The organism is Brevibacterium yomogidense (genome assembly GCF_016107685.1).
GTDB lineage: Bacteria > Actinomycetota > Actinomycetes > Actinomycetales > Brevibacteriaceae > Brevibacterium > Brevibacterium yomogidense.
The window spans coordinates 182,051-197,531 of the sequence record NZ_JABASY010000003.1; the positions used below are offsets into that span (position 1 = coordinate 182,051).

The 15,481-nt window shown below is 69.4% G+C and carries 13 protein-coding genes; 6 read left to right on the plus strand and 7 right to left on the minus strand.

What is annotated here, in order from left to right:
- Positions 1 to 132: 132 nt before the first annotated feature.
- The 3 genes from JFC09_RS09295 to JFC09_RS09305 are packed head-to-tail and all read left to right on the plus strand — an operon-like array spanning position 133 to position 4,108.
- On the plus strand, positions 133 to 1,101 hold the full coding sequence (locus tag JFC09_RS09295; RefSeq protein WP_198393740.1) for a 3-oxoacyl-ACP synthase III family protein: 969 nt from the start codon (positions 133 to 135) through the stop codon (positions 1,099 to 1,101).
- Complete coding sequence (locus JFC09_RS09300) at positions 1,095 to 1,838, plus strand: ABC transporter ATP-binding protein (protein WP_198393741.1); 744 nt, start codon at positions 1,095 to 1,097, stop codon at positions 1,836 to 1,838. The genes JFC09_RS09295 and JFC09_RS09300 overlap by 7 nt, the downstream gene beginning before the upstream one ends.
- Positions 1,835 to 4,108, plus strand: a complete 2,274-nt coding sequence (locus JFC09_RS09305; RefSeq protein WP_198393742.1) for an FtsX-like permease family protein — start codon at positions 1,835 to 1,837, stop codon at positions 4,106 to 4,108. Before JFC09_RS09300 ends, JFC09_RS09305 begins: the two co-directional genes overlap by 4 nt.
- 47 nt (positions 4,109 to 4,155) lie before the next feature.
- Here JFC09_RS09305 and JFC09_RS09310 read toward each other — a convergent pair whose 3' ends face one another.
- Entirely contained in the window at positions 4,156 to 4,728 is a 573-nt protein-coding gene (locus JFC09_RS09310; RefSeq protein WP_198393743.1) for a ScbR family autoregulator-binding transcription factor, read from the minus strand.
- 95 nt (positions 4,729 to 4,823) lie between these two features.
- A complete protein-coding gene (locus tag JFC09_RS09315; RefSeq protein WP_198393744.1) occupies positions 4,824 to 5,906 on the minus strand; it encodes a lipoate--protein ligase family protein in 1,083 nt (360 codons plus the stop codon).
- Between the two features lie 135 nt (positions 5,907 to 6,041).
- On the opposite strand from JFC09_RS09315, the gene JFC09_RS09320 reads away from it, so the two are divergent.
- From JFC09_RS09320 to JFC09_RS09330, 3 genes are read left to right on the plus strand one after another with little or no spacing between them, the layout of a single operon-like run.
- Positions 6,042 to 6,443 (plus strand): GntR family transcriptional regulator, encoded by a 402-nt coding sequence (locus tag JFC09_RS09320; protein WP_198393745.1) that lies wholly within the window; start codon positions 6,042 to 6,044, stop codon positions 6,441 to 6,443.
- Complete coding sequence (locus tag JFC09_RS09325) at positions 6,440 to 7,372, plus strand: ABC transporter ATP-binding protein (RefSeq protein ID WP_198393746.1); 933 nt, start codon at positions 6,440 to 6,442, stop codon at positions 7,370 to 7,372. The genes JFC09_RS09320 and JFC09_RS09325 overlap by 4 nt, the downstream gene beginning before the upstream one ends.
- A complete protein-coding gene (locus tag JFC09_RS09330) occupies positions 7,369 to 8,130 on the plus strand; it encodes a hypothetical protein (RefSeq protein ID WP_232483382.1) in 762 nt (253 codons plus the stop codon). Before JFC09_RS09325 ends, JFC09_RS09330 begins: the two co-directional genes overlap by 4 nt.
- A gap of 62 nt (positions 8,131 to 8,192) precedes the next feature.
- Here JFC09_RS09330 and JFC09_RS09335 read toward each other — a convergent pair whose 3' ends face one another.
- The 5 genes from JFC09_RS09335 to JFC09_RS09355 all read right to left on the minus strand — a co-directional run bounded on the left by JFC09_RS09335 (position 8,193) and on the right by JFC09_RS09355 (position 15,381).
- Positions 8,193 to 10,520, minus strand: coding sequence for a prolyl oligopeptidase family serine peptidase (locus JFC09_RS09335; RefSeq protein WP_198393747.1), 2,328 nt, complete (start codon positions 10,518 to 10,520; stop codon positions 8,193 to 8,195).
- A gap of 21 nt (positions 10,521 to 10,541) precedes the next feature.
- On the minus strand, positions 10,542 to 11,960 hold the full coding sequence (locus tag JFC09_RS09340; RefSeq protein WP_198393748.1) for an MFS transporter: 1,419 nt from the start codon (positions 11,958 to 11,960) through the stop codon (positions 10,542 to 10,544).
- Positions 11,961 to 12,041: 81 nt separating this feature from the next.
- Complete coding sequence (locus JFC09_RS09345) at positions 12,042 to 13,373, minus strand: alpha/beta fold hydrolase (protein ID WP_198393749.1); 1,332 nt, start codon at positions 13,371 to 13,373, stop codon at positions 12,042 to 12,044.
- The gene (locus JFC09_RS09350) at positions 13,370 to 14,293 is read right to left on the minus strand and encodes an MBL fold metallo-hydrolase (protein ID WP_332839719.1); all 924 of its coding nucleotides are present in this window, start codon (positions 14,291 to 14,293) and stop codon (positions 13,370 to 13,372) included. The genes JFC09_RS09345 and JFC09_RS09350 overlap by 4 nt, the downstream gene beginning before the upstream one ends.
- On the minus strand, positions 14,290 to 15,381 hold the full coding sequence (locus JFC09_RS09355; protein ID WP_198393750.1) for a branched-chain amino acid aminotransferase: 1,092 nt from the start codon (positions 15,379 to 15,381) through the stop codon (positions 14,290 to 14,292). Before JFC09_RS09355 ends, JFC09_RS09350 begins: the two co-directional genes overlap by 4 nt.
- Between the last annotated feature and the right edge of the window lie 100 nt (positions 15,382 to 15,481).

Below are 15,481 nucleotides of genomic sequence, written 5' to 3' on the forward strand. Positions count from 1 at the left end.
TGACGACAGTCTCCCACAAGGGGCGCGCTCGTCCCACACCGCGAAACCCGAAGAGAACTGCGCCCGCGCGTCGTCACACAAGCCAGTCGGCTGGTATGTTTATTCTCGGACTAACAGCTGAGGGGAACGCACATGACAACGCTGCCGGTACGGGTACTGGGATCTGCAGAGGAACTGCCACGCCGAATCGTCACCACCGCAGAAGTCGCCGCACTGTGCGACGTACCCGCCGACACGGCCGAACAGCGATCGGGAGTGCGGACACGGCACTGGCTCGGTGAGGACGAGGACCCCCTGATGCAGGGCGTCGCAGCCGCCAGAGGCGCGATCGCAGCTGCGGGTCTGTCCCCCGACGACATCGATCTGGTCCTCAACGCATCCGGCACCCCGATGCAGGCGATCCCGGACGGCGGCGCCCTCATCGCGGCGGAGCTGGGCCTCACACGGTCCTTCGCCTTCTCCGTCCACGCGACATGCATATCCTTCCTCGTCGCACTGCAGCAGGCGGGCTTCCTCCTCGCGGCAGGCACCGCGGAGCACATCCTCATCGTGTCGACGGAAGGCGGCAGCCGCGGCATCAATCTCCATCAGCCCGACAGCGCGCTCCTCATCGGTGATGCGGCCGTCGCGTTCATCGTGGGGCGGTCCGACGACGGCAAGGGCATCGTGGCATCGCAGTTCCGCACGGACCCGTCGGGGATCCGGTACGCGGAGATCCGCGGTTTCGGCAGCCGGATCCATCCGACACGCGTGACCGACCGCCCCACGGACTTCCAGTTCGACATGAACGGTCCCGCGCTGCTGCGCGGGGCGCTCGGCCAGATGCCTCCCTTCTTCGAGAGCCTGAGACCCGGACTCAGCCGCGGGCTGCCCGGGATCGACCGGGTCGTCCCCCATCAGACCAGCGCCGCCGGGATGAAGCTGCTCGAGCGGTTCTGGGACCCCGCACACATCACTCTCACGCTCCCGGTCGTCGGGAACACCGTGGCCGCGAGCATCCCCCTGGCTCTCCATCGGACCCCCGTGGAGCCCGGCGAGACCATCCTCCTGTTCGGCACGGGGTCCGGCACCCACTACGGAGGACTGATCGTCGAATGGTGAACGGTGCACGTCCGTTCCTCCGGATCCGCGGGGTCGGCCGCAGGTTCGGGAGCGGGCCGGCCGAAGTGACAGCACTCGACAGCGTCGACACGACGATCAATGCCGGGGACTTCACCGTCGTCCTGGGGGCCTCGGGGTCGGGGAAGTCCACCCTGCTCAACATCATCGGTGGGATGGACAGGCCGACGACGGGGTCGGTGGTCGCCGACGGCACGGAGCTGACGGAGCTCAGTGACCGCCGGCTCACGGACTACCGTCGCACCCGGGTGGGCTTCGTCTTCCAGTTCTACAACCTCGTCCCGAACCTCACAGCAGTCGAGAACGTCGCACTCGCCGCCTCCCTCGTCATGCCGATGCGGGACGCCGGGACCCTGGCGGAGGAACTCCTCACCGAGGTGGGGCTCGGGCACCGGCTCGCCCAGTTCCCCCGGAACCTCTCCGGCGGTGAGATGCAGCGTGTCGCGATCGCACGCGCGCTCGCGAAGCGGCCGCCCCTGCTCCTGTGCGACGAGCCCAGCGGCGCCCTCGACTCCGTGACCGGGCAGCACGTGCTCGCACAGCTGCAGCGCACAGCACGGGACACGGGGACCGCCGTCGTCGTCGTCACACACGACAGCACCCTCGCGGACGCTGCGGATCACCTCATCCGGCTGGCGGACGGCCGCATCGTCACCGATGAGCACGAACCCGCCCCCGCGCTGCTCGTCCCGCCCGCGTCGTCCACGGCCGCCTCGTGACCCGCCTCCTCCTGCGGAAGCTCAATCGTGACCTGTGCGAGCACTGGACCCAGTTCGCCTCCGTCGCCCTCATGGCCGCGCTGAGCGTCCTCATCTTCGTCGGGATGGAGGGCGGCTGGCGCGGCATCGACACGCAGGTGGAGGGCTTCGCGGACTCCCATCGGATGCCCGACGCGTGGGTGAGCGGACGCGGACTCACCGATGACGATGTGCGGGCCCTCGAGGAGCACGTCGATGATCCGGACCAGATCGAGGAGGCGGCTCTCGTCGACATGGTCCTCGCGCAGTGCGACGGGACGCAGCTGTCCCTGTCGGCGCCGCCTGCAGACGGCATCAACATCCCATGGGTGACCGCCGGCACGCCGGTGGACAGTGGGGACGGGGTCTGGATCGACGACGGCTACGCGCGCGCCCACGACCTCGACCCCGGCGACACCCTCACCGCGACGGTCGGAGACACGACCCTGGAGCTCACCGTCCGCGGCCTCGTACTCCTCCCCGACAAGATCGCGTTCACGGGCACCGCGCGTGTGGCACCGGACCCGCAGGCCGCCGGCTACGGACTCGTCTCCGCCGGAACCCTCGACCTCCTGCCACCGGAAGCCGTCCAGCAGACCATCCTCGTCCGCGGGGACCTGCACGATCTGGCCGACCGGGCGAGGGACGCGCTGGGGCCGGCCTACACCTCGTACGCGGATCGCGACAGCCACCCCCACGTCGCGACCGCCTTCGAACGGGTCGCCCAGATCCGCAGCCTGTCGTACCTGTTCTCCGGCCTCTTCCTGCTGGTCGCCCTGCTGTCGATCACGACCTCACTCCGACGCCTGACCGACGTGCAGAGGTCTGAGGTCGCGACGCTCAAAGCGCTGGGTGTCACGAACGCCCGGATCGGCGGTTACTACACCGCGATGAGCGTCGTGCCCGTCCTCGTCGGCAGCGGTGCGGGGCTCGCCCTCACGCCGGCCCTGTCCCGATTCGTCCTCGCCACGCAGCGCGGCAGCTTCTCGCTGCCCGTGTGGGAGACCGACTACTCGGCGCTGAGCCTGCTCCTGCCGGCGGGCCTCCTCCTCGCATGCGTCGCCGCGGCGTGGTCGGCGACGCGCTCCACCCGGCGCATGTCACCGGCAGAGGGGCTCCGACCCGACATCGGCCGAGCCCGCCGCACCCCCGTGGAACTGATGGGGAGACTGTGGGATCGGGTCGGCTACGGAGCTCGCTGGTCGGTGCGCGATGCGACGACGAATCCCGTCCGCGTCCTGCTGGGCATCGTCGCGACCGCCGGATGCATGATGCTGCTGGTCGCCGGCTTCGGCATGCCCGCCACCCTGGACCAGCAGGTGCAGACCTCCTATTCCCAGCAGTACCTCTACGACACGCGGGTCCAGGTCTCACCGGCCGCGGACGAAGCGCTCCGCGCACGGCTGAACCAGCAGGGCGGGCAGTGGATCCAGCAGACGACAGCACGCATCGATGACGAGGACGCCCCGGAGCTCACACTCACCGTGCTGGGGACCGGCGACCTGTTCCGGCTGCTCGACGGTGACGGGGACCCGCTGCCGGCTTCCGACGGTGCGGTGGTGAGCGCGCAGGTGGCGCACGCTCGAGGACTCGGAGTGGGCGATGACATCACCGTGACCCTGGGCGACGGGACGGAAGCACAGGCGGAGATCACCGCGCTCACGTCCGTCTCCGAACCTCAGGGAGTGGCCTTCACTGCAGAGGCGTGGAAGGCGGCGGGCGGTGCCTTCCACCCGAACGCGTTCCTCAGCGACTCCCCGACCACCGACGACGTCGCCTCGCGGCCCGGCGTCATCGACACGGTGTCACTCGTGGACCAGCAGGCGAACGCCCAGGCCCTCGTCGATTCGCTCGGGCGCGTCTTCACGCTCATCAAGGTCTTCGCGATCGTCCTGTCCGTGGTCGTCCTCTACAACCTGGGTGCCCTCAGCTTCACAGAGCGGATCCGTGACTACGCCACCCTGCGGGTACTCGGGTTCCACCACGGGGAGCTGCGGTCTCTGGCAGCACGTGAGAATGCCGCCACGACGCTCGTCGGATGGCTCATCGGCATCCCCGCGGGGTGGTGGTTCCTCCGCACGTACGTGAGCCTCTTCAGCACGGATCGCGCCGCCTACACGCCCGCGATGGGAGCAGCGGAATGGGCATGGGCCTCCGTGATCACGATCGCGTTCGCGATGACGGCGACCCTGCTCCTCACACGACGCATCAACGGCATCGACATGACGAGCGCCCTCAAGGGCGTCGAGTGATGCCGGGTGCTCCGCTCAGCTGGTGCGAAGTGCCGGTCGGGATCCCCTCACGCGGCGATGCCGCGCAGGACAAGGTCCCACATCGCGTCGACCCGGTCGGCGAGGTCCTTGCGCCCATTCAGCTGGTGGGAGATCTCCTGGGTGCCGAAGAAGCAGCTGACGATGTGCCACGCCACCGCTTGGGGATCGACGTCTGCCCGGACCTCCTTGCGCTCCTGCGCCACGACGAGCTGCCGAGTGACGGCGTCGAGCCAGGGCAGGAACGGCGTGGGCAGGTCGACTCCGATGACGTCCGATTCGCGCATGAGGCGCAGCGGAGCGCGCACGCCCGCATCGTCGCGGTAGATCCGTGCCGCCTCTGCGGACAGCTGCCGGAGGGCCTCGAGACCCTCCGCACGACTGCCCTCCACACCGTCGACGATGGTCTGCCACGCGGACGAGTAGGTGTGGACGACTGCGGTCGCGAGATCCGCTTTCGAAGGGAAGTGGAAATAGACGGACCCCTTCGTCACCTCGACCCGCGCCGCGATCTCGCTGAGCGACACCGCCGCATAGCCGCGCCTCTCGAACTCCTCGGCCGCGGCCTTGAGGATCGCGTCACGGGTACGCTGCCGCTGCAACTCTCGCACGCTGGGGACCACGCCCACCTCCAAAAGGGGTTACTTACTGGTCAGTATCTGGAATACCGTACCACTGCACTGAAATTCGCATGTCATCACGGCACGCGAAGAGTCCAGGCCTCCGTGCCGAACTTCTGGTCGACGAGCGCCTTCGCCGCGGCCTCCTCTTCCTCGCTCAGGACGCCGCGGACGGCAGGATACTTCGCAGTGAACGTGTCGATCATCGTGGCGATGATGTCCTCGCGCGTCGCGCCGGTCTGCCTGCGGACGGGGTCGACCCGCTTCTTCGCGCTGGTGATCCCCTTGTCGGAGATCTTCGCCTGCCCGATGCGCAGGACCTCCGCCATCCGGTCCGCATCGATGTCATAGCTCATCGTGACGTGGTGGATGACCGCGCCGCGCGTCCGCTTCTGCGCCGCACCGCCGATCTTCCCCTGTGATGAGGTGATGTCGTTGATGGGGACGTACCAGGCGTCCACGCCATGAGCGGCGAGCGCTTCGATGACCCAGCGGTCCAGGAACGCATAGGACTCCGTGTAGTCGAGCCCGGCGACGAGGTCCAGGGGCGCGTACAGCGAGTACGTGATGCAGTTCCCGCCCTCCATGAACATCGCCCCACCGCCGGTGACCCTCCGCACGACCTCGACGTCGTGGTCCCGCACACCGTCGGGATGCAGCTCGTTGACGTAGGACTGGAAAGCCCCGATGACGACGGCGCGGTCCTCCCACTCCCAGATCCTCAGGGTGGGCTTCCGCCGCCCTTCGCTCACCTCTTCGAGGAGGACCTGGTCCAGCGCGACGTTCACCCGCGTGGGCAGCACCGGCGTGTGGAGGACCTCCCAGTCGAAGTCACCGAAGTCGCGCGCACCGGCGAGCGCTCGACGCACCACCGCCGCGACGTCCGACAGGGAGAAGCCCTGGAGGTCGAGCGCATCCCCGAAGGGTTCGAGCGCGTCCCGCAGTCTGCGGGTGAGCGCCGCGCCGTCGTCCGTCACGGACGCTCCGACCAGCGCCGGAGCCAGGGCGTCGAACGCCTCGTCCGGCTCGAGGAAGAAGTCTCCGGAGATCTTCGCCTCCGTGATCCGCCCGCCCTGCGTCGCGACATCGGCGACGACGAGCTTTCCGCCCGGCACCTTGAACTCCCCGTGGAATCGCGCGGGGTCATTCTTCACAGTCATGCCCCCAACCTACTCTGCCCGTCATCTGTGCACGTGCAAGGGTCGTGCCGTTTCCGGCATTCTCCCGGCCCTTGACGCGGGCACGCCCACCCTGGTTACCTAGTCAAGTAAGTAACCAGCCCAGTGAGGAGCGTCGTGTTCGATCCGGGTCGTCCCCTCTTCCTCCAGATCGCGGAATCGATCGAGGAGTCGATCGTCGACGGGTCGCTCGCGGAGGAGTCGCGGGCTCCATCGACGAACGAGCTCGCGGCCTTCCACCGGATCAACCCCGCCACGGCCGCCAAGGGCGTCACCGCCCTGGTGGATCGCGGGATCCTCTACAAGAAGCGCGGGATCGGGATGTTCGTCGCCACCGGTGCCCGGCAGACGCTCCTCGACGAGCGGACGAAGGGGTTCGCCGACGCGTATGTCGCCCCGCTGCTCGCCGAAGCGCGACGACTGGGACTGGGCCCCGAGGACGTCGTCCGCCTCATCACCGAACACACCGGCCACCCCACAGACCATTCCGCCCACCTCTCACCGCAGGAGGCACGATGACCGCCGTCATCGAGGTCGAGAACCTCACCAAGCGCTACCGCTCCACCACCGCAGTCGACGACGTGAGCTTCCGGCTCGAAGAGAACACCATCTACGGCTTCCTGGGAGGCAACGGCGCCGGCAAGACGACCACCATGTCCCTGCTCACCGCGCAGAACGCCCCGACATCCGGCAGCATCCGCGTGTTCGGCGAACGCCCGTATGAGAACCACCGGGTCCTGTCGCGCATGTGCTTCGTCCGCGAGAGCCAGAGATACCCGGAGGACTTCACCCCTCGCCACTCCTTCGACGCCGCCCGCATGTTCTTCCCCCGCTGGGACGAGGACTTCGCACAGCGGCTCATCGACGACTTCCACGTGCCGGTGCACACTGCGATCAAGAAGCTGTCGCGCGGCCAGCTGTCCGCCGTGGGCGTCATCATCGGACTCGCCGCCCGCGCGGAGATCACGTTCTTCGACGAACCGTACCTGGGCCTCGACGCCGTCGCCCGGTCACTCTTCTACGAGCGGCTCCTGGAGGACTACACGCACAGTCCCCGCACGATCGTCCTCTCCTCGCACCTCATCGACGAGATCTCCGACCTGGTCGAGCGGGTCCTGCTCATCGACGACGGTCGGCTGCTCATCGACGAGTCGACCGACGACCTGCGGGGACGGGCCGTGACGCTCACGGGGAACGCGGACCAGGTGGACAGATTCGCGGAGGGACGGACGCTGCTGCACCGACAGGCGATGGGCTCCGTCGCCTCGGCGACCGTCTACGGTGCGCTGACCGACGCGGAGCAGGCGGAGGCGACCGCAGTGGGCCTCGAGAGATCATCGGTCCCGCTGCAGCAGCTCGTCGTCCATCTCACGAAGAAGACCCGCAGCGGGCACTCCCACTCCCACGCGCTTGCCCACCCCACCCCATCGTCGGAGGTTCACTCATGACCACCGCCACCCACCTCACTCGCGGCCCGCTCGGCTCGATCGAACGCACCCCCGGCGCCACGATGGCCACCGGCACCCGCATCCTCCATGTCGTCCGGCTGCAGTTCATCAACCGCTACACGTTCCTCTGGGTGCCACTGCTCATCACCGGCGCCGCCGTGCTCATCTCCCTGGCCATCTACGCCATGGTCGGGTCAGACGACCCGATGTACGGCGGAGCGGGGCAGGCACCGCTCTGGTACTACCTCGCGATGGGTGTCCAGGCGATGAGCCTGACCTTCCCGTTCTCACAGGCGATGAGCATCACACGTCGCGAGTTCTTCCTGGGGACCGCACTCGCCGCCGCGGTCTCCTCCACGGCCCTCGCCGGTTTCTACGTGCTGCTGGGCATCGTGGAACAGGCGACGGACGGGTACGGCCTCAACGGCTACATCTCGCTGCTGCCCTGGGTGTGGTCCAGCGGGTGGGCCGGTGCGGCGGCACTCGTCTTCATGCTCACGATGTTCTTCTTCTTCGCGGGCTTCTGGGCGGCGACGCTCTACCGCCGCAGCGGCACGATGGCGGTCACCCTCGCCCTCGTCGGCCTCGCCGTCGTCCTCCTGGCGGTGGTCTTCGGCATCACCCGCATGGAGGCCTGGCCCCGCGTCCTCGAGACCTTCGGCACGATGGGACCGTTCGGGGCCGCCGGCATCCTCGCGTGCGCCGCGCTCGTCGCCGCCGCCGGATCGTGGCTGACGCTGCGCCGCGCCATGCACTGACCCGATGGGCCCTGCCCCGCACCGGCCGCGGGCGACGGACCGCGCAGCTCCGTTCCTGCCCGTCAGGCGCGGAGCTGCCGCATCAGGAACGCGTAGGACAGCGACCGGGTCCGCGCGGCCTGCTCGTTGTCCGATGCGGCGGAATGCCCGCCTTCGCGGTCCTCGTAGAACCAGACGTCGGGCACGCCCATCGCCTGCATCTTCGCGGCCATCTTCCGTGCCTGCACGGGGCCCACCCGGTCATCGGAGGTCGCGGTCCAGAACAGGACCGGCGGGTACTCCTCCCTCCGGGGCGTGCTGGGTTCTCCGGAAGCACCCGAGTCCCCGGTCGCACCGGCCTCCCCGGAAGCGTTCGGCACTCCGTCCGCGTCGAGAAGGTGGTAGGGCGAGAAGGTGCGGATGAAGTCCCAGTCGGCGGGATCGTCGGGGTCCCCGTACTCCGCCGCCCACGAGGCTCCTGCGGACAGCTTCGTGTACCGACGCATGTCGAGCAGGGGGACACCGCACGACACCGCACCGAAGTCCTGCGGGAACTGGGTGAGCATGTTGCCGACGAGCAGTCCCCCGTTCGACCCGCCGGAGCAGGCGAGGGCCCGTGGGACCGTGACGCCGCGGGCCACCAGGTCGCGGGCCACCGCCACGAAGTCCTCGTAGGCGCGATGGCGGTTCTCACGCAGTGCCGCGGTGTGCCACTTCGGACCGTACTCCCCACCGCCGCGGATGTTCGCGACGACGTAGGTGCCGCCCTTCTCCAGCCAGCCCAGCCCGATCGAGGGCGCGTACCCCGGCAGTCGGCTCACCTCGAACCCGCCGTAGCCGTCGAGCATGACCGGCGCAGGGGTGGTGGTTCCGTCCGATGCTGCCGCTCCGTCCGACCCCGAGGCCACAGGTCCCACCTGGAAGTACGGCACGCGGGTGCCGTCCGCGCTGCGCGCGAAGTGCTGGGTGACGACGAGTCCGGCCGCGTCGAAGAGCGCCGGCGCCTGCTTCACCACGGCGGGCTCCGTGTCCGCCGCACCGGCCGTGCCGAGTGTCCCGCGCATGAGCGTCGTCGGTGTGAGATACCCGCTCACCGTCATCCAGACGTCGTTCGCCGTCCGCTCGTCGTCAGGGTCGACGGCGCCCATGCCGACGGACAGCGTCGGGTCGAGCCCCGGCAGGGCACGTCCCGGGAGCACTCCCGCGGACCCGGCCGCGGCCTCGGCGGAATCCGCCTCCGTCCCCGCGGGGACGACTCCGGCGAGCAGTGCGGAGCGGTCCAGGATGCGCAGCTCCGAGCGCACATCAGTGAGGAACGACAGGACGAGGTGGTCGCGGGTCAGCGACCATCCCTGCAACGAGGTGCGCGGCTGCTCGCCCGTCTCCGGGGCGAACACGACGATCGGCGCCGCGGCCGCCGCTCCCCCACTGTGGACGAACGCGTCGTACGGGGCGACCGCGAGAGCGCCCGCCGGCACGCGGAACGGGACCTCGGCCGGGCCGGTGCCCACCCAGTCGGTGCGCGGCCGGAACAGGATGAGATCCCGGTCGACGTCCACGGACACGTCGGTGGGCACGTCGATGAGGGTCCACCCGGCCGTGAGGTCGTCGCCGGATGCGATCCCGTCCTCCGTGACCGGCAGCTCGCGGATCCAGGTCCGCGAGTTGTAGAAGTCGATCGCCTCGATGATGACGGCCCGCTCGTAGCCCGGCGTCCGATCGACACCCGTGAAGATCGACAGGAGGTCGGTGGGGACGGACATGATCTCGCGCGCCTCGTCGAGGCTCTCACCGCGGCGCAGCACGCGGGCGCTGCGGGGATAGGTCGAGTCGGTGAGCGAGCCGGGACCGAAATCGGTGGCGATGAGCAGCGTGTCGTCGTCGAGCCAGCTCGCCTGCGCCTTCGCTGTCGGCAGGACGAACCCGTCCTCGACGAACTCCCGACCGCCGAGGTCGAACTCGCGGATCGTGTGCGCGTCCCCGCCGTCCGGGGACAGCATGACGAGCGCTCGACGGCGGTCCGTGCGCCGCACGCGCGCACCGTGGAACACCCATTCGACCCCGTCCGCCGCGGCGAGCGCGTCGACGTCGAGCAGCACGTCCCACTCCGGGGCGTCCGCCGTGTACGACTCCCACGTGGTGCGACGCCACAGCCCCTTGGGGTGTTCGCGATCGCGCCAGAAGTTGTAGTAGTAGTCGCCCAGCTTGCTCACGCCGGGGATGCGGTCCTCTGAATCCAGCGCCGCACGGATCGCGTCCGACGTCGCCTGCGCGTCGTCGTCGAAGAACTCGTCGACCGTCCGCCCGTTCTGCTGCGCGACCCACGCCAGCGCGTCCTCACCCTCGATCTCCTCCAACCAGAGGAAGGCGTCATGCGGCACGGGAGCGGTCTGAGCAGTGCGTTCAGTCATGGCACCACCCTAACCACGGGGTCAGTCGAGTTCGCGGCCCGTCGTGTCGTGGGCGAGGACCGCCATGAGGATGAGCGCGACGGCGACGAGGCCTCCGGTGAGGGCGAAGGTCCACGTGAGCCCCAGCATCGGCCACAGGAACGAGCCGAAGACCAGGGGCGCGATGCCCGTCGCCAGCCGGGACGCGCTCGAGGCCCAGCCGAAGCCGGAGGCCCGCAGCTGCGTCGGGTACAGCTCGGAGACGTACGTGTACAGCGTGGGGATCGCGATCTGGATGAGGAAGCCGAACACCAGGATGAGGACCTGTGCGGTCATGCTGAGGTTCGCGCCCGAGGATTCGAGCACCCACGCGAAGCCCACGAGCGCCGCTGCACCCAGCAGGGATGACAGCCCCAGCTGCCACTTGCGCCCGATGCGCTCGATGAGCAGCGCGGAGACGACCACGCCGACGATCCCGACCGCGGTCATCTGGCCGGTCACGATGAACGCCGCCTCGTCCGCCAGCCCCTGCTCGCGCAGGATCTTGGGCAGCCACGTGAGTGCCGCGTAGTACAGGAGCAGGATCGACACGAACAGCGACCACGCCACGAGCGTGAGCGGGGTCGACCACCGCCACAGATCCGCGATCTGCCCGGTCACCGCCGCGAGCTTGCCGCGCCACGTGCCCGGCGTCGCCGCCCGCGGTGCGACTGCGGCGCGCCGCCATTCCGTCACGTCCGAACCGGTGGCCGCTACGAGCCTGCGGACGATCGCATCGGCCTCGTCGTGCCTGCCGACGCTCGCCAGATACATCGGGGACTCCGGCACGAAGAGCCTCACACCGAACACCAGGAACGCCGGCACGATCATGATGAGCATGACCGCACGCCAGTCCGAGAAGGTGATGAGCCACGCGGAGACGAACGCGCACAGCGTCGCGCCGATCGGCCACCAGCCGTCCAGCGCCGTGAGCACCCTGCCCCGGTGCTTCGCGGGCGAGAACTCCCCCACCAGCGCGTAGTCGACGGGGATGCAGCCGCCCAGCCCGAAGCCCGCGAAGAACCGCAGGAGGCAGAAGATCCAGATGTTCGGGCTGAACGCCCCGAAGGCGGTGAAGACGGAGAAGCACAGGAGGGTGAGGGTGAACGCCTTCTTACGCCCGATCCGGTCGGCGATGCCGCCCCACACGAAGGCACCCACGGCCATGCCGACGAGGTTGACCGTCGCGATCCACGCGGCCTGCCCCACCGTGAGGCTCCAGTGGTCGCTCAGCAGCGGGATGAGGAACCCGTTGAGGGCCACGTCCCACGCGTCGAACATGAAGCCCAGGCCGCCCACCAGGAAGATCGCACCCTGCGTCCGCCATCGCCACGGCAGGCCCGCGATGACGTCGGCGGTCGTGGGCAGTTCAGCGCGGGGCGCGACGGTTCCCGCACCACTGCGGAGGTCTGAAGAAGACATGGCTGAGACAGTACACCGGCTTTTTCGCGCTTCTGCGAAAAAGAGGGTCGACGACGAATAATCGTGACCGTTCTGTGACCTTCAGGAGTGGCGGTGCGGGCGCCGCCGCGACGGGAGCAGCCGGTCTGCCGCGAGCCGGGCGCGGATGATCCCACCCATCATCGCGCTGGGTCCGCCCGACCGTGTCAGCCCGTCGAGCCGGGCCTTCCGGACGTCGGCCTGATCGGTGGTCTGCGGTGCGGTGGGCCCGCTGCCCCGCTGTGCCAGGTCGATCGCGGCGAAGAGCGCCTGCTCGTGTGTGTCGAGAGCGCTGTGCCCGTGATCGGGCACCGTCGCGAGCAGCCCCTGCGGAGCACGCCGAGCCGCATCGTGGGCGACCGGTCGCGGTGTCCGGAGGTCGCGGTCGCCCGACAGCGCGACGACGGGGAAGTCGAAGCTCGACAGTGCCGCCGCCGTGTCGACGGGCTCAGCGCTGAAAGCGGAGTACTGCTGCGCGAGGTCGCTGAACTCCGCGCCGCCGTCGAACAGGACGGACGGGTCCGTGTCCGCGTAGTCGAGTTCCCGGAACGCGATCTCCGCGACCCTGTCGAACTCCATCCAGTAAGGGATGGGCTGGCCCGTATCCGACGCGCCGAGCTTCTGCAGCGCTGCCCACGTCGTCCGCGCCCTGCCCACCGCGAGCTGGTTGAGGAGGGCGTCCAGGGTGTCGAGGCCCGCGAACTCGTAGACGATCCGGGCAGCGCGGCCCAGATCCCGACGTGAAGCCCCGTCCTGCATGCCCGCCGCGGTCTCGCGCACCTTCCGCGCCACCCGGCGGTGTGCGTCGTCACCGGTGGTGCCGTCGTGCAGCAGCGCGGTCGACCAGTCTCGGGAATCAGCTTTGCCCGCCGCGAGCAGAGGGGAATCGAGCACGAGCCCAGCGACACGGGACGGCAGCGTCGCGGCGAAGGCGGTCGCCAGGTAGGAACCGTAGGACGAACCGACGACGAGCACGCGGTCGATCCCCTCCCGATCGAGGACGGCACGGATGTCGTCGACGACCAGGGAGATGCGCATCGCGGCCAGCGGCAGGTCCTCCCCGGACGCCGTACGCCGCGACAGGCCGACTCCGCGGTGCTCGACCATGAGGACGTCGAGGCCCCGCTTCACGGCCTTCTTCCGCAGACCCGCGTATGGCAGTGCGGAGGCGAGGCCCGGCCCGCCCGGGATGATGAGCACCGGAGGCCCGTCACCGTTCTCCCACTCCTCCGGTGACGTGCGGACGTACGCCAGGGAGAAGGTCGCGCGCCCGCGCTCATCCGTGACGGGGCGCTGGATCCGCTTCAGACCGGCGACGGATTCGGCGCTCTTCCGGAGGCGGCGCGCCTGCCGCGAGGTGAAGACCGCAGGTGGAGAGGTGGGCGGGGTGCTCATATGCGGTCATCGTATGCGCCGGACACCCACTCCGCATACCGTTCGGCTGATTCGGCGATCGCACGGGCTCCGTCGCTGCCGGTCCGCTGCCCGAAGCTGCCCTGGATGCGCTCGACGTCCAGGTCCGCGACGCGGGACGCGATCATCCTCACGGCGCGCGCGGACAGCGGCAGGTAGTTCGGGAACGAGCGCATGAAGGTGACCCAGCCCTGCCGCGCCACCGGCGAGATCGAGTCGCTGCCCAGCAGCACGAGCCCACCGTCGACCGGTGATCGCCACAGCCCGACCGAGCTGCCCGGGAAGTGGCCGCCCACCTGTCGTACGCGGATGCCGGGAACCGGTTCAGCCTCACCGTCGTAGAGCCTGATCGCCGGCCCCCACCGCTGCACCCAGTCCGCGTCGATGCGGGAGACGAAGACCGGCGCGTCGTCGAACGCGCGACTCCACTCCAGCTGGAGGCCGTACATGTGCGGGTGGCTCGCAACGATCGCCGCCACTCCCCCGCGTGCCGCGACGGCCTCGACAGCGGCGTCGTCGATGAACGGCGGGACGTCGAAGAGCAGTCCCCCGCGCCGGCTCGTCGCGTCCGCGCGGGAGTCGCCACTGTCCGCCTCCGAGGCTCCGGCCCCCGTGCCCGAGGCCGTGGTCACCGCGCCCGGGGCCGTCGCCAGATAGCAGGTCTGCCCGATGCCCGTGCGCGGTTCGGTGCGGAGCGCATGAAGCCCCGGTTCGACCTCGGCGATCGCGAGGGACCGCCCGGAGGCGGAGAGCGCACGTACCGTGGTCCACTCCTGCCCACCGGTGGGGACGAACTGTCGCTCGTCCTCGCAGACCGGGCAGACCTCCGGAAGCGGTTCTGCGGCCTCGACACCGCACGTGGCGCACAGTGGCGTGTCCGACTCTCCGCGGCCCGTGGTCACGCCAGCTGCACCATCCAGCCCTCTGGTGCCTCCGCACGGCCGTACTGGATGTCGAGCAGCGTCTTCCGCATCGCCATCGTCGTCTCCCCCGGCTCATCGCCGTGATCGACGCTCCAGTCGTCGGACACGAGCTTCCCGATAGGGGTGACCGCGGCGGCGGTGCCGCAGGCGAACGCCTCGACGATCGTGCCGTCCGCCGCACCCTCACGCCATTCGTCGACCGTGATGGGACGCTCCTCCGGGGTGAGGCCCAGGCGCGGCGCGAGATCGAGGATCGACCGGCGCGTCACACCGTCGAGGATCGTCTCCGACACCGGCGGTGTGAGGAGCCTCCCGTCCGACGTGACGAGCATGACGTTCATGCCGCCCAGCTCCTCCAGGTGCGTGCCGTCGACGGCGTCGGTGAAGAGCACCTGCTGGCAGCCCTTCGACGCGGCTTCGATCATCGCCTCCGTCGAGGCGGCGTAGTTGCCGCCGCACTTCGCGAAGCCCGTGCCGCCCTTGCCGGCGCGCTTGAGGTTCTGCGACAGCCAGATGCTCACCGGCTTGATGCCGCCGGAGAAGTACGCGGCGGCCGGGGACGCGATGACGTAGTAGTCCGCCTGCTGGGAGGGACGCAGCCCCAGGAAGCGCTCTGCGGAGATCATGAAGGGCCGCAGGTAGAGGCTCACCTCGTCCGTGTCGTCCTTGGGTGTCGGCACCCACGCCACGTCCTGCTGCACCAGCCCGCGCAGGGACTCGAGGAAGTCGCCGTCATCCATCGTCGGCAGCGCGAGCCGCGCCGCGGACTTGTTCATCCGGTCCGCGTTGCGGTCGGGACGGAAGGTCCACACCGATCCGTCCGCGTGCCGGTAGGCCTTCATCCCCTCGAAGACCTCCTGCGCGTAGTGGAGGACGGCGGCCGCCGGATCGAGCGACAGCGGGCCGTAGGGAATCACCTCGTGCCCGTGCCATCCCTGCTCGACGGTGAACCGGATGTGGGCCATGTGGTCCGTGAACTGCGTCCCGAACACGGGGGCACCCAGAATCGCGTCGCGCACGTTATCGCTCTGCGGCTGCGGATTCTTCTGGAGTGCGAACGTCGTCATTGCGTCCTTCTCTCTTGTGAGCTGTCGGTTGTGTCTGCGGTCACTCTAACGCAGGGACGCCGAACGCCCCCACCCGGTGGAGCGTTCGCACTGCGGCGTG

Coding starts and splice junctions, on each gene's coding strand:
- JFC09_RS09325 (WP_198393746.1), top strand. CDS start 6,440: ATGACCGCCGTCATCGAGGTCGAGAACCTCACCAAGCGCTACCGCTCC.
- JFC09_RS09315 (WP_198393744.1), bottom strand. CDS start 5,906: ATGACTGTGAAGAATGACCCCGCGCGATTCCACGGGGAGTTCAAGGTG.
- JFC09_RS09295 (WP_198393740.1), top strand. CDS start 133: ATGACAACGCTGCCGGTACGGGTACTGGGATCTGCAGAGGAACTGCCA.
- JFC09_RS09355 (WP_198393750.1), bottom strand. CDS start 15,381: ATGACGACGTTCGCACTCCAGAAGAATCCGCAGCCGCAGAGCGATAAC.
- JFC09_RS09345 (WP_198393749.1), bottom strand. CDS start 13,373: ATGAGCACCCCGCCCACCTCTCCACCTGCGGTCTTCACCTCGCGGCAG.
- JFC09_RS09330 (WP_232483382.1), top strand. CDS start 7,369: ATGACCACCGCCACCCACCTCACTCGCGGCCCGCTCGGCTCGATCGAA.
- JFC09_RS09340 (WP_198393748.1), bottom strand. CDS start 11,960: ATGTCTTCTTCAGACCTCCGCAGTGGTGCGGGAACCGTCGCGCCCCGC.
- JFC09_RS09335 (WP_198393747.1), bottom strand. CDS start 10,520: ATGACTGAACGCACTGCTCAGACCGCTCCCGTGCCGCATGACGCCTTC.
- JFC09_RS09300 (WP_198393741.1), top strand. CDS start 1,095: ATGGTGAACGGTGCACGTCCGTTCCTCCGGATCCGCGGGGTCGGCCGC.